Origin of the sequence: Methylophaga pinxianii (genome assembly GCF_020447225.1) — a bacterium.
GTDB classification, from domain to species: Bacteria; Pseudomonadota; Gammaproteobacteria; order Nitrosococcales; family Methylophagaceae; genus Methylophaga; species Methylophaga pinxianii.
In genome coordinates, this window is record NZ_JAJAEO010000181.1 from 57,709 (window position 1) to 81,472 (window position 23,764).

Consider the following 23,764-nt stretch of genomic DNA (forward strand, 5'->3'; position numbering starts at 1 on the left):
AGGGAAAACATCGTTTTGATACGTCTCAGTCTGGAAAAAAATCAACTATTTGTTTATCTGCTGGCCATATCACTGGGATTGCTGTTAGGAATGAAGTATCCCACGGCAGGAAGCTATCTGGACATTGCTGTCTGGCCATTACTGGGTTTGCTGTTATATTCCACATTTAGTCAGGTACCGTTGACCCATCTGCGCGAAGGTCTTTGCCAGCCACGATTTTTTTTGGCCGCTGTGGCTGGGAATTTTGTGCTTATTCCTGTTGTTGTGGCAGGACTATTATTTATTGCGCCAAATGATCCTGCGGTACGTCTAGGCATATTATTAGTGCTTTTGGTGCCTTGTACCGACTGGTTTATTAGCTTTACTCAGCTTGCTGGGGGAGATACCCGGCAGGCCATACTCTTTGCTCCCGTAAGTTTGCTAATGCAAATCGTATTATTGCCGCTCTATCTGTGGTTATTCTTGGGCGATGAATTCAGCTTCAATTCGGCACAAGACAAGATGGTCTGGGCCTTTGTCGGATTAATCATTACACCATTAATTTTAGCGTGGCTAACGCAGAAAATAGCTGAACAACAGCGTCTGGTTAAAACGTTCATCAATCAGCTGGGCTGGTTTCCGGTGATTCTGTTGGCAACCGTCATGTTTATTATTGCGCTGTCACAAGTGCCTGTAGTACTTGATTCACTCTCATTACTACCCGTTTTATTGCTGATATTTGTTTTATTTTTGGTGATTGTTGGCTGGCTGGCCAAATGTTTATCGAGGTTATTACAACTGTCATATCGACAAGGTAGAGTATTGGTTTTCAGTTTTGGCACCCGCAATTCTTTTGTGATGCTGCCCCTGGCATTGGCATTACCAACGGGTTATGAAATGACTGTGGTGGTGATTGTATTTCAATCGCTTGTCGAATTGATCGGCATGATGATGTTTTTATGGTGGGTGCCCAAGCGGTTATTTGCAGAGAAAAGTGAATATTTATGAGTAAGGAGCAACCTGTCACCGATCTTGAAGAATTGTTCGATTGCATCGGTGAAGCTGCTGCACAAAACACTCACGAAAAAGTCTCGATAGACAGCATTATGGATATGATAGGCCGTCGTTCTTTTGGACCGTTGTTATTGCTGGCCGGACTGATCATCTTGGCTCCGGTTATTGGGGATATACCCGGCGTGCCAAGTATCATGGGTATGTTCATCTTTTTGGTGGCCATTCAGCTGTTAATTGGTCAGGAACATTTCTGGCTGCCAAATTGGTTATTACAACGTGCGGTTCCTGCTGACAAGCTGATTAAAGCGGTTGAATGGTTGCGAAAGCCGGCACACTATATCGATAAATTGATACGCCCCCGTTTGCCGTTATTTGTGAATGGAATAGCGAAATATCTTATCGCGGTGGTCTGTATTTTAATTGCCTTAATGTTGCCGTTTATGGAGGTTATTCCCTTCAGTGCCAATGCGGGTGGACTCGCACTGGTGGCTTTTGGTTTGGCCTTGATCGCCCGAGATGGGCTTTTGGCATTATTTTCATTTATCCTGACTGGGCTTACTGTCTGGCTTATCATCGCCAACCTATTTTGACGACAAACAGTTTAAAGGGATATCACTCTCTGTTATGTCGAAAAGACGGTAGAGTCCTCATCAGTTTACCGTCGGCCTAGTCCGGAACCACAGCTCGACCAATCGTATTTGCATCTGTACCAAACCACAACGCATTACTCGCTTCATCAAACACCATATTTCTTACGGTCTGGCCTCCTGAAGGAACCTCGTTTATCGAAATAAAATGTTCTGTTTGACTGTCAAAACCGATAAAACGATTCGGTTGCAGACCGGTTTCGACATACCAGATTCTATCCTGATTATCGACAGCCATGGCATATAAACCTGCGGCTTCTCCGCCAGGTGTTTGCCATTGTCGCATCGATTTATCTTGGGGGTTATAAACACCGACGTAGCCCATGCCTGCGTCCACCCACCAGACTCTATCATCCGACGTCAGACCAATTCGTCGAATAATACTCTCTTCATGGGGTGTGGCGATAATCTCTAATTGCATTGAGTCGGGATTAACTTTGCCAATCGCGTTACTTCCCATAAAGGCTACCCAAGGGCGATCTTGGCTATCCACTACAAGTCCATAAGGGCGCATATGCGTCCCAGGGACTTCAATAAGTTCGACATCTCCTGTTTCCACCCGTAATTTCCCAATAAAACCGGCCTTACCTGATCGTTGCACGGTAAACCAGATATTACCGTCGGATGACCATGCCATAGTGTGGGGATCATTGACCCCCTCAGGCATGTCAAAACGGGTTACCTGACCAGTTTCAGGATCCAAGCGGCCAATATGTTGATCTTTATTACCGGCATACCAAGGATAACCTTGCCCATCGACAATCACAGTATGCGGGCCGGCCTGAGGAATCTCATAACGCTGCATTTCTCCCGACAGGGGATCCAGCCTTGCAACATAATCACCAATCTGACCTACAAACCAGACATCACCATTAGGACTCACATACGGATCGCGAGGTCGGCTGTTTTTCCAACTCACCTGCCATTCGGTGAAATCGAGAGAGATTCTTTGTTCTGCCGGCAGAAGATGTTTTTGTAAATTTTCATTGGCCATGACATGACCACTGGTTAACATGCACAGAAGTATTGCAATAGAACCCGTCAGAGAAAAAACATTAAAGGTGAGTTGTTGGATGGGGAACATGGTCACTCTCCAAATTTGCGTTTGAGATTATGTAAGATGTTGACCGTAGGGTGAAGGAAAAGTGCTGAAAAATTCACCATTCATTCCAGCCAAATGAATTTAACTCATAACGCAACAGGAATTAAATGGATATTGACGCTGTATTGAAGATTGTTCTACTGACTGGCGCGGCAGGTATTTGTATACCGATTGGCGGTTTTGTCGCCAGTTTTGAACGGGTCCACTCACAGTGGTTAGAAAAGGAATTAAGACATTTCATTATTGCTTTTGGGGGTGGAATATTATTGGGTGCGGTGACCATAGTGCTGGTTCCCAAAGGCATAGAAAACATGAATCAATCTCTCTGGAGTATTCCCGTCCTGGTATCGGGTGGTCTGGTTTTTTTCTATATCGAGCGACTGCTGGGAGTGCATAAAAATGAGTCACCCCAACTGATGGGCATGATTCTGGATTATGTGCCGGAGGCAATTGCACTGGGCGGTTTGATCGCATTAAATCCAGAGACGGGGCCTTTACTGGCACTGTTGATTGGAATGCAAAATTTACCAGAAGGGTTCAATGCATACCGAGAGCTTAAACAACATAACCAACACGGTCATGTCATTTCCAAAATGACAGCAATTGTTTTGCTTGGGCCGGTGGCAGGATTGTTGGGGTATTGGTTTTTATCAGAAAATCAAAGTTTGCTAGGTGCCATTATGTTGTTTGCGTCTGGAGGCATTTTATATCTCATTTTTCAGGATATAGCACCGCAATCCAGATTGGAAAAACATTGGGCTCCCCCATTAGGTGCTGTGCTGGGTTTTTGCCTGGCCCTGACCGGACACCTGTTGATGACGGGTTATTGATTGAATTATCTCAATCCTTATTTGAATGACAGGCTATCGGGTTGAATATTTCAGTGAACTTTAACCTATGTAATATCTGCGTACATATTACCTTGCTACCTTAAACCCGTGGTGTCGTCAATACAGGCACTACGGTGCCTTTGGCATATTTATTATGACTGAGTGCATCTGTTGACATTCTGTTTTATTCATTTGGCCTGAGTAAATAATCGGGCTCATGCAAAAGATACTTTTTTAGCAGTCATGCCAAAGTCAATCTACTTATACAAAGCAAATCCGGATTTGAAAGCAAATTATAAGGAACGCAATATGGAAACTCTCTCAGCAAACAACAGCAGCGTGTCATGGGCAGCCATCTTCGCTGGAGCTGTCAGTGCAGCAGCCATGACATTACTCATGTTAATCCTCGGTTTTGGATTAGGTTTTTCAGTGATATCGCCCTGGCAGAATGAAGGCGTCAGTATGGAAACCATAGGATGGTCGACGATTATCTGGCTGACGGTAACACAATTGGTTGCCGCCGGTTTGGGGGGCTATATCGCCGGGCGGTTAAGAACTCGATGGACCGACATTAATATTGATGAAGTCTATTTTCGTGACACTGCACATGGTTTGATCAGTTGGGCCGTCGCTACGCTATTGGTCGCGCTGTTAATACTTTCAAGTGTGGGAGCGGTCATCAGTGGGACTGCCAAAGCGGGAGCTTCGGTAGCCCAGGGGGCAACCTCTGCCGTTCCGACTCTTAGCGAAGCGGTCTCCGAATCATCGGATTATTTTACCGATGCTCTTTTACGTACAGAACCGGGTGCCGAAATTGCGCAACGGGCAGATGGTAATGTACGTGACGAACTGTCCAATATTTTAGTACAGGCACTCCGTGACGGTGAGCTAAATGAAAACGACAAACAATATGTAGTGGGATTAGTAGCGAACTACACCGAACTCGATCAGGCTGGAGCCGAACAGCGTGTGAATGAGGTGATTGAAAGTGCACAGCAGGCCGCTACAGATGCTGAACAGACAGCTCGTGAAGCCGCTGACACCGCATTGGAAGGTGCAACCTTTGCTTCTTTATGGATATTTATAGCGCTACTGATTGGGGCCTATATCGCCAGTTTCATGGCGACAGTTGGTGGTCGTCAGCGTGACTCCATCGTTCAGTAATTTACAGCTGATATCTATCATTTTTTAAGGAGAAAAACATGCGATCCATTCTTTTATGGTTCTTAGGTGTGCCAATTCCCATCATTATTTTATTGGCTATTTTGCTTTAGATTTAGCAACCAAACATTAACGGGGTCGGTAAAACGACCTCGTTAATACTTCTTAATAATCTCACTTTCACGCCGCTGCAAGCCGCAGACATTTGTTAATGAGCTCTTGGCTAAAAAGTTAACCAGCTTATCGCGACTTCGAACAGGTCAGGTAGTTGATAAACCCCAAGAATGGAGTTGAATCAATGACAAGTAATAATAGATCCTTAGACCCAACCAACTTGGGGCAAAAAAACACAGAACAAAAAACCTCTTTACTCGAAGCATTTACAGAAGTCCGCCGACAAACAGAACAAATATGTGCTCATCTGGAAATTGAAGATTTGGTGGTGCAACCCGCCGCTTATGTTAGCCCGCCTAAATGGCACCTGGCGCACACGTCGTGGTTTTTTGATTGTTTTGTACTCGAACCTCTCAATCTGGCTCAAACAAGCCAGTCTCCTAAATATCATTACTTATTTAATTCGTACTATAAAAGTCAGGGTGAGCATTGGCTGCAATCCGAGCGTGGTCAACTGTCACGGCCTACGGTTAAGGAAATCATGCTTTATCGCCAGCAGATTACCGGGGCTATTGTCGATTTGTTTGAATCGAACTCACTTTCAAAAAAACAGATAGAAGTTATCGCCACAGGAATTCAGCATGAGCAACAGCATCAGGAACTGTTGTTGATGGATATCAAATTTATCCTAGGCCATCAACCCTGGCCAGCAGCATACGAATCGGTAGCTGATTTAGATAAAAATCTGCTTCCTGCCAGAGCGCTGGGATGGCTGGAATCGACAGAAAATATTTCGTTGTTTGGTGCGAATTTAAATGCATTCTCCTATGACAATGAACGGCCTCGCCACAGACGCTGGATAAGCGGTTTTCAACTTGCGGATAGATTAATAAATAATGGTGAGTACATGGATTTTATGACCGATGGCGGTTATCGACGGCCAGAGCTTTGGTTAAGTGATGGCTGGGATTGGGTGCAGAAAAATCAAATGGGTCATCCGCTTTATTGGCGTAAACAAAATCATCATTGGGAAGAGTATCAGCTGCGAGGCTTGGAACCGTTAAATCCGAATTTACCGGTTAGTCATATCAGTTTTTATGAAGCCGATGCTTTTGCCCGCTGGATGGATGCTCGATTGCCTACCGAGTTTGAAATAGAGGCTTATTGTTCAAAGGATAAAGCGCTTTTTGAAAAAGAAACGGCTTTCTGGGATCCCTCTGAAGCGGTTTATCCCTCTCCACGTCGAGCCTGTGATGAATTTGATACCGGTTTATTATGGCAGTGGACTAACAGTGCCTATTCACCATATCCCGGTTTTAGAACCACTAATACAGCATTGGGCGAATATAACGGCAAGTTTATGGCCAACCAATATGTCTTGAAAGGCGGTTGCGTGGCCACACCAAAGCATCATATGCGCGCAAGTTATCGGAATTTCTATCGTCCGTCTGATCGTTGGGCATTTACTGGCATTCGTCTGGCGAAGGATTTGTAATGACTTATCTGGTTTTAGATTCTTTACGTCACCAAACAGAAGATGCGCTGAACGAACAGTTTGCGTTTGATGTTTTGATGGGGTTTTCTGCCCCTGCCAAATATCTGCCCAGTAAATATTTTTATGATGCCAAAGGCAGCCGGCTCTTTGAACAGATAACAGAGCTGGAGGAATATTATCCTACCCGTTGTGAATTTGAGATCCTTAACAGAGTTGGTGGTGAGCTGGCGGAATTCTTAGAGGATGAACCTTTTGAAATTGTTGAGCTGGGGGCGGGGGATGGTCGAAAAACCAAAGTGTTACTAACGCAGTTATTGGAGACAACAAAGCAGTTTTCCTATATCCCCATCGATATCTGCGAGACTGCAATAGCAAATCTGGTTGAGTCATTGAATCAATCTCATCCTTCTCTGACAACTCATGGCATTGTTGGTGATTACTTTGCCAGTATTCGCCATCTGGAAAATACCTCTGATAGCCGGAAGTTAGTATTACTGTTGGGGTCTAATATTGGAAATTTTGATTTTCCCAGTGCCAAACGTTTTTTACACAGTATCTGGAAATGCTTAAACCATAACGATCTTTTCCTGATAGGCTTCGATCTGAAAAAAGATATTGAAGTGCTTACCAAAGCCTATAACGATAAAAGAGGGGTCACCCGCGACTTTAATTTGAATGTGTTAACCCGCATTAATAACGAATTGGCTGGAGACTTTGACGTCAGCAGGTTTTCCCATCATGGTATGTATAACCCGCGCCACGGAGCGATGGAAAGTTATCTGATTTCTCTGGAACATCAGGAAGTCCATATCGGCGCACTGGAAAAAACTTTTGAATTTAAACCCTACGAAGCAATCCATTTGGAGCTTTCGCATAAATACTTATTATCCGATATGCAGCAACTGGCCGATCAGACCGGCTTTACTGTCTTGAACAACTGGCAAGATTCGCAAGGTTATTTTGCGGATGGTCTGTGGCGGGTCAATAAAGATTTTCCGGAATCCTAACGTTATATTTTTGAAATTTGTCCTCTTAGGTTAATGGTAAAGCCGTCGATTTTATCGGTGACTTCATTACAAACGAGGTATGCACTCCCGTCACACCCTCAATGCGGGTGAGTTTCTGCAACAAAAACTGTTGATAGGCATCCATATCTTTAACGATGACTTTCAATAAATAGTCAGCCGTCTGTCCGGTGATTAAATGACATTCCAATACTTCTGGATAACCGGCAAGCTTCTCTTCCAGGCCACTGAAGCGTTCCGGCGTATGTTTATCCATGCTGATGCCGATAAATGCCATCAGAGTTAATCCCAGTTTACGTGCATTTAATAGGGCGACATAGCCATCTATTAGACCGATTTCTTCCATTTGTTTGACCCTGCGCAAAGTCGGAGATGGAGAGAGGTTAATGGCTTCGGCCAGTTCCTGATTAGAGATACGCCCCTGTTTTTGCAGAATATCGAGAATCATTTGATCATAGCGATCCAGTTTTTCAGTCATGATTGACTCCGAAAAGTTATATTAAAAGCATTTTATGCTTAAAATTTAACTTTATCAGCAATTATATTTGTATTTGTGGCGATTTAATGCAACTTTAGCAATTTAATTCTACTGCTGAGCCTCTATACTATTTCACATGCCTGAAACGCTGAGTTGTGAGTCAAAAGCTTTATTCAACGCAGTTATCCCAAACTCATCAAAAGTGGGTGGCGGTGACTGAAAAAAGATTGGTAACCCTCCAATCCTAGCTGGATAAATTTAGCGGACATATCATTAAATAGAGTGATGATCAGGCAACTTTATATATCTTTAAAGAGTTTAGGAGCCAGATCATGATTGCCCATCCCGCTCAAAAATACCGCCGCTTTGAGCCTATCAAGTTGCCGGATCGCCAATGGCCAAATCAGGTGATTGAAAAGCCGCCAATCTGGATGAGTACCGATTTGCGTGACGGCAATCAGGCTTTGATTGATCCGATGTCGGTCGATACCAAAATGCGTTATTTCAAGGCGTTGATGGAAATGGGGTTCAAGGAAATAGAGGTAGGATTTCCTTCAGCTTCGGAGACCGATTTTAATCTGGTACGTCGGTTAATCGAAGAAGATGTTATCCCTGAAGACGTGACGATTGAAGTGTTAACCCAGGCCCGCCAGGATCTGATCGCACGCACAGTCGACTCATTGAAAGGGGCGCGCCGGGCCATTCTGCATATGTACAATCCGATTGCGCCGACATTCCGCAAAATCGTCTATAACACCGATAAAGCCGGTGTGAAAGAAATCGCAGAACGCGGCACGCGCTGGGTTAAAGAATTGACTGAAAAGCATCCGGAAACCGAATGGGTTTATCAATACTCGCCAGAAGTCTTTTCCAGTACCGAAGTGGAGTTTGCCAAAGAGGTGTGCGATGCCGTATCCGCTATCTGGAAGCCTACGCCACAACGCAAAATGATTTTTAATTTACCGGCAACGGTCGAGATGTCGACACCTAATACCTATGCTGACCAGATTGAATGGATGCATCGCCATTTAAATCATCGGGACAGCATTATTTTGAGTGTGCATCCGCACAACGATCGCGGCACTGCCGTAGCTGCAGCAGAATTGGCGGTGATGGCTGGTGCTGATCGAGTTGAAGGCTGTTTGTTTGGTAATGGTGAACGTACCGGCAATGTGGATTTAGTGACACTGGCACTGAATTTATATTCTCAGGGGATCGATCCCGGTCTGGACTTCAGTCAGATAGACCAGATCCGTCAATTGGCTGAAGAATGTACTCAGTTACCGGTACACCCAAGACATCCTTATGCTGGTGAATTAGTATTTACCGCATTTTCGGGTTCACATCAGGACGCAATCAAAAAAGGATTGGCCAAACAGGATCCTCAGGGTGTATGGGAAGTGCCATATTTGCCGATCGATCCTGCCGATTTGAATCGCAGTTATGACGCCGTTGTTCGTGTTAACAGCCAATCTGGTAAAGGCGGGGTGAGTTTTCTGTTACAACAGCATGCGGGGTTTGAATTGCCGCGGCGGTTACAGATTGAGTTCAGTAAACTTATTCAGCAGCAAAGTGACAGCAGTGGAAAGGAAGTCAATGCGGCCGACATTGTGCAGTTATTTGATAAAGCCTATCTCAGTGTGAATACACCATATCGCTTCGAAAGCAGCAGCGTAGTGGATGAATCTCAGGACTCTGCGATGGCTGAATTGCAATTGGAACATGGCAACACCTCATTTACTCTTAAGGCAAAAGGAACGGGACCAATAGATGCTGTGGCGACAGCTTTGGCCGAACACATTAATCAACCGATTGCTATCGTTGATTATCATGAGCATGGTGTTGGTAGTGGTTCGGATGCCTTGGCAGTGAGTTACGTTGAAATGAAAGTGGGAAATGCACAACCGGTTTTTGGTGTGGGACAAGATAAAAATATTAGCCGGGCAGCGATTAAAGCCATTATCAATGGGGTCAACCGTTTTCTTTCTGTACAGTCAGAAGCGGCTTAAGGCATATGCCTTCGGTACTGCTGACGAGACAATAAACCTAAAGGAATTCTTTCACATTCTGTTTGGTGATAATACTGAGTTTGACCGGCTTGTATGGTTAACATTTTGATTTAAAAGGTTTTTATGGGTTTCTGACTGATTTGAAGAAGTAATTCAAATTCGTTATGGTAGAAAAACAGTTGATAGCGAGTTCGTTAAAAACTGTTTTTCTAATGATTATCAAGGAGGCCACTATGTTAAAACAATGTTTTTACAGCGTAGCCCTGACATCCTTATTGCTTTCTGGCCCTGCCTTTGCGGCTCAGGAGGATACGAGTAAACACCCAGCCCATGAAATGGATGAATCGGTTTCACCCAAAGCCGCTGAAATAGATCAACAAGCAGACTATCAGTGGCAGAAAGAGAAGGCGGCAGATAAATCAGATGGTAATCATCCTGCCCATGAGATGGGCGAGTCTGCTGAACGTATCAATAAAGACTCAAAAGAGAATTATCAGCAAAACCGTTTAAATGCGGAAGAAGCGGGTAATTCTATGCATCCCGCTCATGAAATGGATGAAGTGGAACCTGTTCAAAAACGTGGTCAATAAGCCAATCCATTTCCATCAGTAAATAGATTGCGACAGATCTATGAGGCAGCGAACTCACCAGCTCTCAGGTTCTGTCGCATTTTGCTTGAAACTATTTCCACCATTTGGTTTAGACTGAATGTAAAAAATTGGCTGGAATAACATGCGCTTTTTACTCTTCTGTCTAATCACCATCGTTTCTTTATCCGGGTGTGCCGGTTGGTCGCCCAATTACGAAACACCACAAGTTAATATCACTTCATTCTCACTGGCACCTGAAACCGCAGGCATTGCTCCACGATTTCTCATTGGTTTGCAGGTGATAAATCCCAATCGCAATGCCTTACCTTTAAAAGGGATGAGTTATTCGGTCGAAGTCGATAATAATCGTGTTTTAAGCGGTGCCACACCGGATTTACCGCGTGTGCCGGGATATGGGATGGCAGACTTTACTATTGAAGCAAGTCCGGATTTACTGGGTAGTGCACGACTGCTCAACCGGTTATTAAACAGCCAGGCAAAAAGCCTCGATTACACGTTTAAGGCTAAACTCGACGTAGGCAGCCTAATGCCATTTATTCATATTGAAGAGAGTGGAAAACTGGCCATGCCGGAGCCGCAATAAGCTTCACTCACCTCCGGCATGGTCTGGTTGTTACATTTGTATGCGACCACCAGTCACACCGTATATTTCACCAGTAATATAACTGGCGTCTGCTGAAGCCAGAAAGACATAGACGGGAGCCAGCTCAGCAGGCTGTGCAGGGCGTCCAAATAAAGTATTGGCACCAAAGTTTTTGACCTTTTCATCGGGCATTGTGGTGGGAATGAGTGGTGTCCAGACCGGGCCAGGTGCAACGCCGTTTACTCTGACACCCTGGTTAATCGCTTCTGAGGCTAGTGACAAGGTAAAGTTGGCGATTGCCGCCTTAGTTGCAGCGTAGGGGGCCAGGTTGCTACTCGGTTCAAATGCTTGAATGGAGGTGGTGTTGATAATCGACCCACCCGGCGGAATGTAGTTTAACGCTGCCCGGGAAAAATGAAAAAAAGCCTCAATATTGGTTTGAAACGCATAGCTGATTTCGTCGTCCGGGATATCCTGTATCGAGTTATAGGTTTGCTGAAATGCCGCATTATTGACCAGAATATCCAGCCGCCCAAACTCTTCAATACACACCTCAACTGCTCGATCACAAGCTTTGCGATTATTGGATTGATCCATTTTAATTGAAATGACTTCTTTTCCCGCTTCACGAACCAGGCGTTCAGTTTCGTGTGCATCGTCTTCTTCACTCAAATAAGTAAACACGATATTGGCTCCCTCCCGGGCATAAGCCAGAGCAACCGCCATTCCGATGCCACTGTCGGCGCCAGTAATCAAAGCAACTTTTCCGTTCAATCGGTTATATCCCTGATAAGTCTTTTCCCCATGATCTGGCATTGGTTTCATTTTGCTTTCCTCCCCAGGTAGTTTTTGGGGCTGGATGTCGAGCTCGGGGCGGGGATAACGACTTCTGGGATCGGTAAATCTGTTCGCTGATGAATGTGTCATTTTGAACTCCTCGACGGTGACTAAACAGTAAATACGCGCAGTGCGATCGGGTGATTAACCAATAATGCAAAAGCTATTCCTTGGAATTGATGGCTCTAAAACGGTTGTTACGCTCATCAATCCCGAAGTATTGATGCTATGAAATATCTTTATTCCAAGTAAAAATTACCGAGGCCAGGAATTTTTTATATGTGCAGATATACAGTAATGAAAGGTTAAAACCCGAAAGTGTTTTGCCAATATCAGCAAAAGCGCAGCTTCCCATCTTCAATCACTCTCTGGCACAGAGTTTGCGATGTAACTGTTCAATTGAGATCAATGCACGCGACGATCTACGGCATTAATTGTCATATATCGTTATCACCATAGGAAAATCTGTTTTCAGGAGAAAATTATGAATATCAGAAAAATCATGAATGCAGAAATTGAAATGGTCAGTGCTTCAACCAGTTTGAAAGAAGCTGCCGCCAGAATGGAGCGCGACAGAATTGGGTTCCTGCTCGTGGGGCAGGGCAGGAATTTGCAAGGCACGTTAACCGATAGAGATATTGTTATTAAAGCAGTAAGTCAAGGCATGGATATGCAGGCAACTAAAGTAGGCGATATTTTAAATTCCGAAGTTTTATGTTGCGAAGATACTCAGCATGTCGATGAGGTTGCCAGGCATATGAGTGATGAGCAGGTTCGCCGAATGCCGGTGGTCAATCATGAAAAACAATTACTGGGAATTGTCAGTATTGGTGATTTGGCACAATACCTCAATCCCGAGCTGGTGGGAGAAATGCTCAAAGGCGTAACTGAAAAAAGACATACAGCTTAGCGTAAGGTGATGGTCATGTTAAATGAGAAATATAAAGAATGTATAGAAGCCTGTAAGGATTGTGCTGATGCCTGTGATACCTGTTCGGTCGCCTGTCTGCAGGAAGATAATGTCGCCGCTATGGCGAACTGTATTCGGCTGGATATCGATTGTGCAGCTATGTGTCGTTTGGCAGTCAGTGCCATGGTTCGTGACAGTGAGTTTTCCAAAGCAATTTGCCAATTGTGTGCGGATATTTGTGAAGCGTGTGCACGAGAATGTGCCCAACATGACCACGATCACTGTCAGCAATGTGCAACCGCCTGTGAGGCCTGTGCCAACGAATGTCGAAAAATGGCGGCCTGAATTAAAGTGAATAGCTGTTTATAAAGTAATGAGATAACCAAATGAAACTAACACTTGAGAAAAGTGATGAGCATATGATGCAAATTATTAATGAGAATGATGTCATGAACTCTGCTGATGTAATTAGCAAACTGAGAGATTTGGTGGCCTTGGAGTTTAATGCCATTGAAACCTATGAAGCAGCGATTGAACGGCTGGAAGATCTGGATTATCGAGCAAAAATCACGGAATTTCTCGGTGAGCATGAACGTCATTTGATGGAATTATGTGATGCCATTATCGAGGAGGGCGGTACACCACCTGACGGTGGCGATTACAAACAGTTTTTGACGAAAGGGCCAGTTGTACTGGCGGGTATCGGTGGAGATAAAGCCATTTTGCAGGCGATGTTACTCAACGAAAGCCTGACCAATAGATTGTACGAAAATGCCAATGACGAAATTTTCCCAGGCTATATCCAGCTTAAATTGAAACAGGCATTAGGTGATGTTCGCCATCACCGTGTCTGGATTGAGTCAGCAATCGAACAAATTGAATGAAAAAAAACAGGTGGTTTTCAAGGAAGATTTGAAACAAAGATTTATAACAAGTTGTCTTTTTGATAACTATTTTAAATAAGGAAAAAGAAATGTTTAATAAATTATTTCTTTCTGCAATTGTCTCGGCGGTATTTGCAACAACACCGGCTTTGGCCGAGGATTTAAACCAGCCACAAGATCATCGTTCTACGATTAATCAGCAACAACATAATCAGGTTGGTCAGCCCATAGATAATCGGATTGATAGCCAGATTAAACAAAACGATTCAGCTACCATAGTCAATCCACCCGCTACACAGCCTTTGCCGGCGAATCCGCCTTCACGTTCGGTGATGACACCTGAACCACCGCCACCACCAACACGTAATATTCCACAAACACCCCGATCAACAGATCCTGACTCGCCGGGGAGTCTGGGACCATCGACCACAACACCTTCATACCCTGATACCACATATCCGGAGGATGCCTATCCGGATTCAACATCACCGTAATGTAGATGAAGGATGATAAAGAAAGCTTTAAAACTTCAGGTAAAACAGCTGACGCAGTGAATTTTTGTTCCATACAGACTGGCGTCATAAATGAAACTTCTATCAAGGTTAATCAGATAAAAGGACACTGCCATGCCACATGCTAGAAAACTAGATACTCATACGGTTGAAAACCGTACTCACCAATTTGCTAAATCCGCCAAGGCGGATGAATTGATTACTCATTCTGCCTCAAACAGTAAAGCAAAAATTATGCTTCATCCCGAATTTACGATTGATGAAACGGCGATGAAAGCCTTAAGCAAATCGCTTCCCGATGGGAAAGTGGGCAATATTAAAAAAGTGCATCAGCATAATACCGAGTTGCTGCTGCACAAATTGGGTCAACGGCTGGCGTTTGAACGTGCCAGTGTCAGACTTTATGAAGCATTGATCTTTAAATGTTTAGCCAGTCGTAATGGCAAGAAAACAACGGTTTCCGTTGATCAACTGCGACAATTTCGTGATGAAGAAGTAGAGCACAGTCGGTTACTCAAGACAGCCATCGAAACTTTAGGGTTTGATCCAGACGAATGGCTTCCTGATGCTGATTCCAGTCTGCTTTCAAGCTTGCAGATTCCAAAAGTATTCACCCAAAAAAGTAGCAGTGTTTTATCATGTCTGGAGTCCGTCCTGATCTTCGCGACAAACGATAACGCTGAGTGGCATACCTTGCATGGATTATTCACCACGTTGGGATTGTTAGATTTGGCGGAAGAATTTAACCAGGCACTTGAAGAAGACAGCAGACAGCTGGAAACCATCTCACGCTGGATATATCAGTTGTCTCACGCTTAAAATGATTCTGGGGATGAATGTGAAACATTCCTCCCCAGTGATGCGGCTTAACTGACTGTTGAAACCTGCCTGACTTTATATAACTTAAAACCACTCTCTGGCAGGGTTGGCATTTTGTTATGGGGCACAAACAGATTCTGACTATTCACTTCATACTGGATTTCCTGAGTGAGTACTTTTAATGCGAGTTCCATCATTGCCAGTGTCAGCCATTCTCCAGCACAACGATGATGCTGCCAATAATCGCCTCCTCCCTGAGGGATCAAACTGAACTCATCGCTGTTGTTAGACAGAAAACGATCAGGCCAGAACTGCTCAGGATTTTGCCATAACCGATGATCATGATTTGTTCCATACAGGTCGAGCATCACCCGGCGGCCCTGTGGGAAAGTATAACCTTGCCATTCAAATGTTTGCTTTACCTCAGCCACAGCTGCTGGAAAAAAAGGATAAAATCGTCTGACTTCCTGCACAAAACGATGTCGTGCCATATGACTATCTAATCGTTCGGTTTCATGGGGAAACTGATGTAAGGCCAGAGCCGTTAACACTACATAATAGGTAATGGCCACAGTTGGACGCAGCACATTGAGTAACTCTACCGCGGCGACCTGTTCAGATAGCAGCGATGTGTCCAGCTGTTGGTGCATGGCAATTTTATAAAGCGCTTTTTCCGGTTCGGCAGTTATTTGATTGGTTCGGGTTTGATGAATTAAATTTCGACACCATCTTTCCGTTAAACGCCGAGCATGGCGGCCTTGCCAATGACGAAAACCGACTTTGCTGGCCCCTTCAATCATATGAATAAACTGATGACTACGCTGCTTAACCTTATCATCATCTAAGGGCACACCTGCCCAATGGCAGATTGACTGGGTCAATAACTCTGCCACAGCCTCTTTTAACATTACCGGTGAATCACTTAAATGCCAGTCGTTAATCGCGGCTCGCCAGTACGAATGTGTAATTTGCACCAGTTCATCCAATGAGTCTTTGGTCATTAAGTTCATAAACATGGCTTTACGATGCCGATGCTCTTCCCCGTCCAGGCCTTGTACCCCCTGTTGACCAAACAGCGTCTTTTTGAGTCGGGTAGGGGCTGCTCCACCGCGCTGGAATTTATTTTCGTCATAAAACATTTTTGCGGCTTCATGACCCAGTATGCATATAGTGGGTTTCATCAGTAAGCGCGTTTCAAACAGATCGCTATTCATCTGCTGACAACGGTTGCGGATGAAGTCATAACCTTCTCGTTTTAAAGCTAGAGTACTGTCAAAGGATGTGTCACGTGGTATAGATAGAGGCAGGGAGTTGCTATCAGACATAGATCATCCTTTTATTAAGCAAGGTTTAATCTGGACAGCTATTAATACCGAAAATTCATTTATAAATACTCCATTGGGAATGGTTGTTTATCGAAAAGAATTTACTCTGTCATTCATAATAAATTCATCAGCTTACTTCAGATAATCTGGTTGAAAATACCTTCAATACCCGTGGTGCTGGGGGGCAGTTTGATAATTTAATTTTATAGTGCCTTGTTTATTACTAAATGTCATAAAATAATGGATCAAGTAAAGTTACCAGGCCGAAAATATTTGGCATCAGTTTCTCTTACTTAATAGAAGTTGAACATGGCAGAAGCATCAACATGATCTGTTATAATCAGACGTTTTATCTAACAGGGGCTGGTATTTTTAAGCTCAAATGCGTTGTAAGTGAAATTGATAGCACAGTGACATCGCATTATCTCCCTTATGATAAAAAATGTGCCTTCAGTATTGGAGGCTCTATACGACAAAACAGACCTTATAACTCTCTGACAGGAAAATCGTTTTGACCACAGCTTCTCATCAAATCCGCAGTCTGCTTGAACAAAAGATCCTGATCCTTGATGGTGGCATGGGGACTATGCTGCAAAGTTATAAATTGAGCGAAGCGGATTTTCGCGGAGAACGCTTTGCCAATCATCCTTGTGATGTTAAAGGTAATAACGATTTATTGTCATTGACTCAGCCGCAGATCATCCGCGATATTCATCGGGCGTATTTTGAGGCCGGTGCTGATATTGTTGAAACTAATACCTTTAACGGCACATCAATCGCCATGGCGGATTACCAGATGGAAGATCTGGTGTATGAGTTAAACAAAGTCTCGGCACAACTTGCCCGTGAAGTGGCCGATGAATTTACGGCCAGCAATCCCGACAAACCACGTTTTGTCACCGGCGTATTAGGCCCTACCAATCGTACTGCCAGTATTTCACCGGATGTAAATAATCCCGGTTTTCGTAATGTGAGTTTTGACCAGCTGGTAGAAGCCTATCGGGAAGCAATTCGCGGGCTGGTGGATGGCGGCAGTGATCTGCTGTTAGTAGAAACCGTGTTTGATACGTTAAATGCCAAAGCCGCGTTATTTGCTATCGAACAATATTTTGAAGAGCACGATGTACATTTACCGGTGATGATATCCGGCACCATTACTGATGCCAGTGGCCGTACGCTCTCCGGCCAGACTGCTGAAGCTTTCTGGAACTCATTATCACATGTGCAGCCGTTATCCATCGGTTTGAATTGTGCATTGGGTGCCGAGCAATTACGTCAGTATGTTGAAGAGCTGTCCACTATCTCCACCAGTTATGTCAGTGCCCATCCCAATGCCGGACTGCCAAATGAGTTTGGTGAATATGATGAATCACCTGAAGCGATGGCGATTCACATCAGAGAATGGGCTGAAGCCGGTTTTCTGAATATTATCGGTGGTTGTTGTGGCACGACGCCAGCACATATCAAAGCGATTGCTGAGGCAGTCGAAGGGATCAAACCTCGCCAGCGGGTTGAAAATAAACATTATTGTCGTCTCAGTGGTCTGGAACCATTGACTATCACACCGGAAAGCCTGTTTGTAAATATAGGTGAACGTACCAATGTGACCGGTTCTCTTAGGTTTGCCAAACTGATCAAGGAAGGAGATTACGACACCGCTCTGGAAGTTGCTCGCCAGCAAGTTGAAAATGGTGCGCAAATCATCGATATCAATATGGATGAAGGCATGCTCGACTCGCAGGATGCGATGGTGACTTTCCTCAATCTGGTCGCAGCAGAACCTGATATCAGTCGCGTTCCCATTATGATTGACTCTTCCAAATGGGAAATCATTGAAGCCGGTCTGAAATGTATTCAGGGCAAAGGCATTGTGAACTCCATCAGCTTAAAAGAAGGCGAAGCCAAGTTTATTGAACAGGCCAAACTGGTCCGTCGTTATGGCGCAGCCGTTATTGTTATGGCGTTTGATGAAGATGGCCAGGCCGATACTCGCGAGCGTAAACGGGAAATCTGTACCCGCAGTTACGAGATCCTCACGGAAAAAGTGCATTTTCCTGCCGAAGATATCATTTTTGATCCGAATATTTTTGCTGTGGCGACCGGCATTGATGAACATAACAATTATGCGGTGGATTTTATTGAAGCCACTCGTGATATCAAGCAAAGTCTGCCCCATGCCATGGTCAGTGGTGGTGTTTCCAACGTGTCGTTTTCGTTCCGTGGCAATAACCCGGTACGTGAAGCAATCCATGCGGTGTTTCTCTATCACACTATCAAAGCCGGAATGGATATGGGTATTGTCAATGCCGGGCAGCTGGCGATTTATGACGATTTACCGGAAGAATTACGTGAGCGCGTCGAAGATGTCATCTTAAACCGCCGTAATGATGCTACTGATCGCTTGCTGGAAATTGCCGATAAATACAAAGGTGATGGCAGCGTTGAGAAAAAAGAAGATATGCAGTGGCGCAGCCTGCCGGTGGTTAAACGGCTGGAATATGCGTTAGTTAAAGGTATTGCTGATTTTGTTGAAGAAGATACCGAGCTGGCGCGTCAGGAATATGCCAAGCCATTGGAGGTCATTGAAGGGCCATTAATGGACGGCATGAATGTGGTCGGTGATCTATTTGGTGAAGGCAAAATGTTTTTGCCGCAAGTGGTCAAGTCCGCCAGGGTAATGAAAAAAGCCGTTGCCTATCTGATGCCGTTTATCGAACTGGAAAAAGACGACAGCACCGTCAGTAGCAGTAACGGTAAGATTCTGATGGCGACGGTGAAAGGCGATGTCCACGATATCGGCAAGAATATTGTCGGTGTGGTGTTGCAGTGTAATAACTTCGAGATCATTGATCTAGGTGTAATGGTACCTGCCGCAACCATTCTGGAAACGGCACGCAAGGAAAATGTCGATATTATCGGTCTGTCGGGTTTGATTACACCTTCACTGGAAGAAATGGCGCATATGGCCAAGGAAATGGAACGCCTGGGTTTTGAAATCCCCTTAATGATTGGTGGGGCCACCACGTCACTGATTCATACCGCGGTCAAGATTGATCCGAATTATCACGGCCCGGTGATTTATGTAAAAGATGCATCGCGTGCGGTCGGTGTGGCACAGAATCTGGTCAGTAAAATCACCCGCGATGACTTTGTTGACAAAATCAAAACCGATTATCAAAGCAAACGCGATCAGCATAAAGGCCGTAAATCCACCCGCCGATTACTGACCTTGAAACAGGCGCGCGCCAATAAAACCAAAATCGATTGGCCGGCTTATCAACCGGTAAAACCGGCCCAGATCGGAATTCAGGTGTTTGATGACTATCCATTGCAGGAACTGGTGGATCGTATCGACTGGACACCATTTTTCCAGTCATGGGAATTAGCCGGCAGATATCCCCGTATTTTGACCGATGAAATTGTCGGTGAACATGCGACGCATTTGTTTGAAGATGCGAAAAAAATGCTTAAACAGATTGTTGATGAAAAATGGCTTAAAGCACGCGCAGTAATCGGTTTATTCCCGGCCAACAGTGTGGGTGATGATGATATCGAAATTTATACCGATGACAGTCGTCAGCAGGTATTAATGAAATTGCATTCATTGCGTCAACAAGCCGAGAAACCGCCTGGCCGACCTAATGCTGCATTAGCTGACTTTCTGGCTCCGAAAGAAAGTGGCGTCGAGGACTATATCGGCGCCTTTGCAGTTACCGCCGGAATTGGCATTGATGAGCATATTGAACGTTTTGAGGCCGATCATGATGACTATCACAGCATTATGGTCAAAGCGCTGGCCGACCGGCTGGCAGAAGCCTTAGCCGAGCGTATGCATGAACGGGTACGCAAGGAATTCTGGGGCTATAAAAAAGACGAACAGCTGGAAAATGAAGATCTGATTGATGAGAAATACCAGGGGATCCGTCCAGCTCCAGGTTACCCTGCTTGCCCTGATCATACTGAAAAAGGCCTGTTATGGGAGTTGTTGGATGTTGAAAAACGTATCGGCATGACCCTGACAGAAAGTTTTGCCATGTTGCCAACGGCTGCGGTCAGCGGCTTCTATTTTGCCCATCCGGAATCCCGCTATTTTGGATTAGGTAAAATCAGTGAAGATCAGGTCAAGGATTATGCAAAACGTAAAAACTGGTCACTAGACTATGCCGAACGTTGGTTGGCGCCGGCATTATCCTATGATGGCGATGATTGATGAATGAATGACCCAAAAAGCCCGTTCTTAAAACAGTGTTTAACCCATTAATTATAAGAAAGGGGAGGTTTAGCGATGCATGAAGATATCGTAGATATTCAAACGCGCATGGCGTTTCAGGATGGTGTGATTGAACAACTGAATCAGGTGGTCACCGATCAGCAACAGCAGATAGATCGACTGGAACGGCGGATGGAAAAACTGCTTGGTCAGGTGGAAGCCATGCAGGCAGATCAATTAATCCAGCAGGCGAATGAACCGCCACCACCGCATTATTAATTCTGTCCAGCGTCGATGAAGTTAAATAAGCCGCCCAGGCGATGTTTGCTGATTAAAGAAGAAGTTGAGCTTGTTCATCAAACTGCGGAAGCCTTGCTGGCATTCTGGCAGCCTGACTCTCATATTTGGCTCACCGATGCTTCACAGGCATCAGCGGATAAAAAAACTCAACAACAGGCACGTCAATTCCTCGGACAAGAATTCGATGTAGTGGTGTTTGATGCGACTCAGGAATTCAATGCTGATAGCTTTGCCGCCGTTATTGGCACTATCCGCGCGGGTGGTTTGTTGCTTATGCTGCTACCTGAAAAAAGCCATACTTCCAACTGGTATCAACGGTTTGAGCAGATTATTGAGCGTTATCAAGCTGACTTTGCAGAGTTTCATCAATGGCTGCCAGGCAGAATACTGCCAGGTGACTTTCGTCCGGAACATAACCCGGATAAAGCATTTCAACTAACCCCAGATCAACAAAATGCATTAAGTCTTATCCATAAAACAGCCTTTGGTCATCGGCGCCGACCCTTATTAATTACTTCTGACAGAGGTCGTGGCAAAACAGCCTTGCTGGGAGTTGCGGCAGCGGAGCTGATTCGTCAGGGAAAGCAAAAGATTTTAGTCACAGCACCCAGCTATGCCAGTGTCGAAACCTTGTTTAAACACGCTGCCAGCGAATTAAAAAATGCTCAGCTTGGACATGGGCAGTTATTCAGCGATGGCAGCGAGATTCAGTTTGTTGCACCGGATGCCCTGCTGGAGAATGAGCTGGAAGCCGATGTATTGCTGGTCGATGAAGCCGCAGCTCTGACCTTGCCGATGCTCAAACTGATGCTACAGCGCTATTCACGTATTATTTTTGCGACGACACTGCATGGTTACGAGGGCAGTGGCCGTGGATTTAAATTGCAGTTCCAGCAAGTCCTTGATCAGCAAACACCAGATTGGCGACAAATTGAATTAATGCAACCGGTTCGCTGGAATTTAGGTGATATATTGGAACAGTTCAGTTTTGAGCTCTGTTTGCTGGATGCCGAACCGGTCGCAGAACAATTGATTGTGGATCTGGGTATAGAAAAGCTTCAGGTTAAAAAGCTTACTGCAGCAGAATTATTACAGGACAAAGCGCTATTACGACAATGCTTTGGCCTGATGGTGACGGCGCATTACCGTACCCGGCCATCTGATCTGCAAATGCTGCTGGATCGTGATGATATGTGGTTACTTGGGGTATTTAATCAGCAGCAACTGGTTGCCAGTGCGTGGTTAGTCGCCGAAGGCCCGATTAATCCTCGATTGGCTGCTGCAGTATTTGCAGGTGAACGTCGGCTAAATGGTCATTTGTTACCGCAGACCTTATTAGCTCATTCAGGCATGAGTATTGCCGGTGAATATCATTATCAGAGAATCGTGCGGATTGCTGTACATCCTGCCCTGCAGAATCGTGGCATAGGACAGTATTTAGTAAATGCTTTGAATAGTTATTTACCGAAAAATACCGATATATTAGGTTGCAGCTTTGCGGCCAGTGAAGCACTGGTGCGCTTCTGGCAAAACAATGATTTTCGATTGATGCGAGTCGGCGCTCATAGTGATCATATCAGTGGACGTCATGCGGTGATTCTCGGTAAACCAATCAGTCCTGCTGGGCGGCAGCTCATAGAACAAACCCAGCAACGCCTGATGCAACAATGGCCGGATTTATTACATAGTCAGTTATCTCAGCTTGAAGCAAGCCTGATTCCGTTATTAACACAGCTGTTACCTGAGTCCGAACTAGCGTTAAGCGCGATTGATGAAGAGGAAATCACCGCTTTTGCTTTTCAAAAGCGGCACTACGATGCCTGTCAGATTGCACTTAGAAAGTTTGTTTTGAATTGCGTTGCGCAGCAGCGATTTTTATCGTTATCTATATTACTGCAAGGTATTTGTCTGATGTTTGTACTGCAGCAACAGCCCATATCCAACGTCTGTAGACAGCTACATCTAAAAGGTAAACAGGATCTGCTGGGTCAATTACGCGAAGCTATACGCATTTTATTGCTCTGATACCAGGTAAAGATCGCCTTTTTCATCTGTTTCTGTGTTCAGGGCTGTCAGACTTTGTCCACGACAGGGGCCAGAAATACAGTAACCCTCTTCCAGAGTAAACAACGCACCATGAGTTGAGCATTGAATATGCGTCTCTTCCAGCGATAGAAATTTGTCCGGTTGCCAGTTCAGTGGAATGCCTAAATGCGGACAGTGATTCAGATAGGTACGAATTTGCTTGCCTTGACGAAGCACCACAATATCCAGCTCACCTTCTGCTAAGGGAATTTGAAAACCATAGCTTTGATGGTCTTTCAGGTCTTTGGTATGGCAAACAAATTTTTTCATCATAATTAAACGAGATTTTCAAAACCATATTGTTGGCATTTTCTGGCGGCGAGCTGGCTGGCAAACTGCAGACTTTCATTAAGCGAACGGTTTGCTACCAGACGATGAATCATGCCGGCATTAAAGGTATCACCAGCGCCCAGACTATCTACTACCCGATCGAGTTGTGGAGCGGCTGAATAAATTATTTCACCATTGTGCCAGCCATAAGCGCCTTCTGCACCCCAGGTGAGCGTCGCTTGATAGTTTGCGGGAAGGATGGTCAGCATCTCTTCTGCTGAGCTAAATCCTTTGGCCTGAGCGTAATGCTTGGAAAAAAGTAACCAGTCGGCGAATTCGAATAAATGTTCAATCCCTTCTCGAGGTTTTTCAATTTCAAGGGAGATAGGCACATTTTGATTATTTTGCCGACAATGTTGCAGTATTTTTTCTAATTCTGGGACGTTGCGCCCTTCAAAGTGCAGCCAGTCAAATGAGGATAAATCGATTTGCTGAAAGGTTGCTAAGTCCACTTCCGGACAATCCCGGTAATGCACAATCGTGCGACTGCCATTTTGACGGTTC

Annotated in this window: 23 protein-coding genes; 17 read left to right on the forward strand and 6 right to left on the reverse strand. The window is 44.8% G+C overall.

Features of this window, described 5'->3' with window-relative positions; genetic code table 11:
* The first annotated feature begins 15 nt into the window (after positions 1–15).
* The gene (locus LGT40_RS12020; protein ID WP_226075212.1) at positions 16–987 is read left to right on the forward strand and encodes a bile acid:sodium symporter; all 972 of its coding nucleotides are present in this window, start codon (positions 16–18) and stop codon (positions 985–987) included.
* Positions 984–1,583 carry an exopolysaccharide biosynthesis protein gene (locus tag LGT40_RS12025; protein ID WP_226075215.1) on the forward strand — a complete coding sequence of 200 codons (600 nt, stop codon included), beginning with the start codon at positions 984–986 and terminating at the stop codon, positions 1,581–1,583. The genes LGT40_RS12020 and LGT40_RS12025 overlap by 4 nt, the downstream gene beginning before the upstream one ends.
* Before the next feature lie 76 nt (positions 1,584–1,659).
* On the opposite strand, the gene LGT40_RS12030 is transcribed toward LGT40_RS12025, so the two are convergent.
* Entirely contained in the window at positions 1,660–2,724 is a 1,065-nt protein-coding gene (locus LGT40_RS12030; RefSeq protein WP_226075217.1) for a Vgb family protein, read from the reverse strand.
* 125 nt (positions 2,725–2,849) lie between these two features.
* Between LGT40_RS12030 and LGT40_RS12035 the strand changes: the two genes are divergently transcribed.
* The 4 genes from LGT40_RS12035 to egtD all read left to right on the forward strand — a co-directional run bounded on the left by LGT40_RS12035 (position 2,850) and on the right by egtD (position 7,349).
* Positions 2,850–3,572 (forward strand): ZIP family metal transporter, encoded by a 723-nt coding sequence (locus tag LGT40_RS12035; protein WP_226075219.1) that lies wholly within the window; start codon positions 2,850–2,852, stop codon positions 3,570–3,572.
* Positions 3,573–3,881: 309 nt separating this feature from the next.
* A complete protein-coding gene (locus LGT40_RS12040; protein WP_226075221.1) occupies positions 3,882–4,736 on the forward strand; it encodes a hypothetical protein in 855 nt (284 codons plus the stop codon).
* Positions 4,737–5,031: 295 nt separating this feature from the next.
* Positions 5,032–6,342 (forward strand): ergothioneine biosynthesis protein EgtB, encoded by a 1,311-nt coding sequence (egtB, locus tag LGT40_RS12045; RefSeq protein WP_226075223.1) that lies wholly within the window; start codon positions 5,032–5,034, stop codon positions 6,340–6,342.
* The gene (gene egtD, locus LGT40_RS12050; protein ID WP_226075225.1) at positions 6,342–7,349 is read left to right on the forward strand and encodes an L-histidine N(alpha)-methyltransferase; all 1,008 of its coding nucleotides are present in this window, start codon (positions 6,342–6,344) and stop codon (positions 7,347–7,349) included. The genes egtB and egtD overlap by 1 nt, the downstream gene beginning before the upstream one ends.
* A gap of 25 nt (positions 7,350–7,374) precedes the next feature.
* On the opposite strand, the gene LGT40_RS12055 is transcribed toward egtD, so the two are convergent.
* The gene (locus LGT40_RS12055; protein ID WP_226075227.1) at positions 7,375–7,845 is read right to left on the reverse strand and encodes an Lrp/AsnC family transcriptional regulator; all 471 of its coding nucleotides are present in this window, start codon (positions 7,843–7,845) and stop codon (positions 7,375–7,377) included.
* A 332-nt stretch (positions 7,846–8,177) separates the two neighbouring features.
* On the opposite strand from LGT40_RS12055, the gene leuA reads away from it, so the two are divergent.
* The 3 genes from leuA (at position 8,178) to LGT40_RS12070 (ending at position 11,048) form a co-directional block, all read left to right on the forward strand.
* Positions 8,178–9,854: a 2-isopropylmalate synthase gene (leuA, locus tag LGT40_RS12060; RefSeq protein ID WP_226075229.1), complete on the forward strand. Its 1,677-nt coding sequence runs from the start codon at positions 8,178–8,180 to the stop codon at positions 9,852–9,854.
* A gap of 233 nt (positions 9,855–10,087) precedes the next feature.
* A complete protein-coding gene (locus LGT40_RS12065) occupies positions 10,088–10,444 on the forward strand; it encodes a hypothetical protein (RefSeq protein WP_226075231.1) in 357 nt (118 codons plus the stop codon).
* Positions 10,445–10,586: 142 nt separating this feature from the next.
* Positions 10,587–11,048, forward strand: a complete 462-nt coding sequence (locus LGT40_RS12070; RefSeq protein WP_226075233.1) for an LEA/WHy family protein — start codon at positions 10,587–10,589, stop codon at positions 11,046–11,048.
* A 30-nt stretch (positions 11,049–11,078) separates the two neighbouring features.
* Here the strand turns inward: LGT40_RS12070 and LGT40_RS12075 are convergent, their stop codons facing one another.
* Positions 11,079–11,975, reverse strand: coding sequence for an SDR family oxidoreductase (locus LGT40_RS12075; protein ID WP_226075240.1), 897 nt, complete (start codon positions 11,973–11,975; stop codon positions 11,079–11,081).
* Positions 11,976–12,369: 394 nt separating this feature from the next.
* Here LGT40_RS12075 and LGT40_RS12080 point away from each other — a divergent pair, with 394 nt between their 5' ends.
* The 5 genes from LGT40_RS12080 (at position 12,370) to LGT40_RS12100 (ending at position 15,010) form a co-directional block, all read left to right on the forward strand.
* The gene (locus LGT40_RS12080) at positions 12,370–12,795 is read left to right on the forward strand and encodes a CBS domain-containing protein (RefSeq protein ID WP_226075242.1); all 426 of its coding nucleotides are present in this window, start codon (positions 12,370–12,372) and stop codon (positions 12,793–12,795) included.
* Between the two features lie 15 nt (positions 12,796–12,810).
* Entirely contained in the window at positions 12,811–13,140 is a 330-nt protein-coding gene (locus LGT40_RS12085; RefSeq protein WP_226075244.1) for a four-helix bundle copper-binding protein, read from the forward strand.
* A 41-nt stretch (positions 13,141–13,181) separates the two neighbouring features.
* On the forward strand, positions 13,182–13,679 hold the full coding sequence (locus tag LGT40_RS12090; protein WP_226075252.1) for a DUF2383 domain-containing protein: 498 nt from the start codon (positions 13,182–13,184) through the stop codon (positions 13,677–13,679).
* A gap of 89 nt (positions 13,680–13,768) precedes the next feature.
* Positions 13,769–14,173, forward strand: coding sequence for a hypothetical protein (locus LGT40_RS12095; protein WP_226075254.1), 405 nt, complete (start codon positions 13,769–13,771; stop codon positions 14,171–14,173).
* Between the two features lie 132 nt (positions 14,174–14,305).
* The gene (locus tag LGT40_RS12100; RefSeq protein ID WP_226075256.1) at positions 14,306–15,010 is read left to right on the forward strand and encodes a hypothetical protein; all 705 of its coding nucleotides are present in this window, start codon (positions 14,306–14,308) and stop codon (positions 15,008–15,010) included.
* Between the two features lie 47 nt (positions 15,011–15,057).
* On the opposite strand, the gene LGT40_RS12105 is transcribed toward LGT40_RS12100, so the two are convergent.
* The gene (locus tag LGT40_RS12105; RefSeq protein WP_226075258.1) at positions 15,058–16,335 is read right to left on the reverse strand and encodes a cytochrome P450; all 1,278 of its coding nucleotides are present in this window, start codon (positions 16,333–16,335) and stop codon (positions 15,058–15,060) included.
* A gap of 511 nt (positions 16,336–16,846) precedes the next feature.
* On the opposite strand from LGT40_RS12105, the gene metH reads away from it, so the two are divergent.
* The 3 genes from metH (at position 16,847) to LGT40_RS12120 (ending at position 22,870) form a co-directional block, all read left to right on the forward strand.
* Positions 16,847–20,545: a methionine synthase gene (gene metH, locus LGT40_RS12110; RefSeq protein ID WP_226075260.1), complete on the forward strand. Its 3,699-nt coding sequence runs from the start codon at positions 16,847–16,849 to the stop codon at positions 20,543–20,545.
* Positions 20,546–20,620: 75 nt separating this feature from the next.
* The gene (locus LGT40_RS12115) at positions 20,621–20,824 is read left to right on the forward strand and encodes a SlyX family protein (RefSeq protein WP_226075262.1); all 204 of its coding nucleotides are present in this window, start codon (positions 20,621–20,623) and stop codon (positions 20,822–20,824) included.
* Between the two features lie 45 nt (positions 20,825–20,869).
* On the forward strand, positions 20,870–22,870 hold the full coding sequence (locus LGT40_RS12120; protein WP_226075264.1) for a tRNA(Met) cytidine acetyltransferase TmcA: 2,001 nt from the start codon (positions 20,870–20,872) through the stop codon (positions 22,868–22,870).
* Here LGT40_RS12120 and LGT40_RS12125 read toward each other — a convergent pair.
* Together LGT40_RS12125 and LGT40_RS12130 are read right to left on the reverse strand one after the other, a co-directional pair.
* Positions 22,859–23,203, reverse strand: coding sequence for a Rieske (2Fe-2S) protein (locus tag LGT40_RS12125; RefSeq protein WP_226075266.1), 345 nt, complete (start codon positions 23,201–23,203; stop codon positions 22,859–22,861). The two genes, LGT40_RS12120 and LGT40_RS12125, sit on opposite strands and share 12 nt — an antisense overlap.
* Positions 23,204–23,205: 2 nt before the next feature.
* The coding region (locus LGT40_RS12130; RefSeq protein ID WP_226343209.1) for a PfkB family carbohydrate kinase at positions 23,206–23,764 on the reverse strand (559 nt) is incomplete at its 5' end.